Annotated in this window: 2 tRNA genes and 2 rRNA genes; all 4 read left to right on the top strand. The window is 49.4% G+C overall.

Annotation, left to right across the window (positions count from 1 at the left end):
- Positions 1 to 165 (top strand): 16S ribosomal RNA (locus tag HT737_RS29635); the annotation flags it as partial.
- Positions 166 to 289: 124 nt separating this feature from the next.
- Positions 290 to 366 (top strand) — tRNA-Ile (locus tag HT737_RS29640).
- A 9-nt stretch (positions 367 to 375) separates the two neighbouring features.
- Positions 376 to 451 (top strand) — tRNA-Ala (locus HT737_RS29645).
- 237 nt (positions 452 to 688) lie between these two features.
- Positions 689 to 1513 (top strand): 23S ribosomal RNA (locus HT737_RS29650); the annotation flags it as partial.

Genomic DNA, 1513 nt, shown 5'->3' on the forward strand with positions numbered 1-1513 from the left:
CGTTCCCGGGCCTTGTACACACCGCCCGTCACACCATGGGAGTGGGTTGCACCAGAAGTAGCTAGTCTAACCTTCGGGAGGACGGTTACCACGGTGTGATTCATGACTGGGGTGAAGTCGTAACAAGGTAGCCGTAGGGGAACCTGCGGCTGGATCACCTCCTTAATCGACGACATCAGCTGCTCCATAAGTTCCCACACGAATTGCTTGATTCATTGAAGAAGACGATAGAAGCAGCTTTAAGCTCCAAGCTGATAGCTCTGAGCTAATCAGTTACGCGCTCGAAATTGGGTCTGTAGCTCAGTTGGTTAGAGCGCACCCCTGATAAGGGTGAGGTCGGCAGTTCGAATCTGCCCAGACCCACCAATTTTGTATGGGGCCATAGCTCAGCTGGGAGAGCGCCTGCCTTGCACGCAGGAGGTCAGCGGTTCGATCCCGCTTGGCTCCACCATTAACTGCTTCTACTTGTTAGAGCTTAGAAATGAATATTCCGGCGTGAATATTGATTTCTAGTCTTTGATTAGATCGTTCTTTAAAAATTTGGGTATGTGATAGAAAGATAGACTGAACGTTACTTTCACTGGTAACGGATCAGGCTAAGGTAAAATTTGTGAGTGACTCTTAAGAGTTTTGCGAATTTTCGGCGAATGTCGTCTTCACAGTATAACCAGATTGCTTGGGGTTATATGGTCAAGTGAAGAAGCGCATACGGTGGATGCCTTGGCAGTCAGAGGCGATGAAAGACGTGGTAGCCTGCGAAAAGCTTCGGGGAGTCGGCAAACAGACTTTGATCCGGAGATGTCTGAATGGGGGAACCCAGCCATCACAAGATGGTTATCTTGTACTGAATACATAGGTGCAAGAGGCGAACCAGGGGAACTGAAACATCTAAGTACCCTGAGGAAAAGAAATCAACCGAGATTCCCTTAGTAGTGGCGAGCGAACGGGGACTAGCCCTTAAGTGGCTTTGAGATTAGCGGAACGCTCTGGAAAGTGCGGCCATAGTGGGTGATAGCCCTGTACGCGAAAGTCTCTTAGTCATGAAATCGAGTAGGACGGAGCACGAGAAACTTTGTCTGAATATGGGGGGACCATCCTCCAAGGCTAAATACTACTGACTGACCGATAGTGAACTAGTACCGTGAGGGAAAGGCGAAAAGAACCCCGGAGAGGGGAGTGAAATAGATCCTGAAACCGTATGCGTACAAGCAGTGGGAGCAGACTTTGTTCTGTGACTGCGTACCTTTTGTATAATGGGTCAGCGACTTATTTTCAGTGGCGAGCTTAACCGAATAGGGGAGGCGTAGCGAAAGCGAGTCTTAATAGGGCGTCTAGTCGCTGGGAATAGACCCGAAACCGGGCGATCTATCCATGGGCAGGTTGAAGGTTAGGTAACACTGACTGGAGGACCGAACCGACTACCGTTGAAAAGTTAGCGGATGACCTGTGGATCGGAGTGAAAGGCTAATCAAGCTCGGAGATAGCTGGTTCTCCTCGAAAGCTATTTAGGTAG

This window comes from Pseudomonas sp. MD195_PC81_125, from assembly GCF_014060985.1.
GTDB classification, from domain to species: domain Bacteria; phylum Pseudomonadota; class Gammaproteobacteria; order Pseudomonadales; family Pseudomonadaceae; genus Aquipseudomonas; species Aquipseudomonas parakoreensis.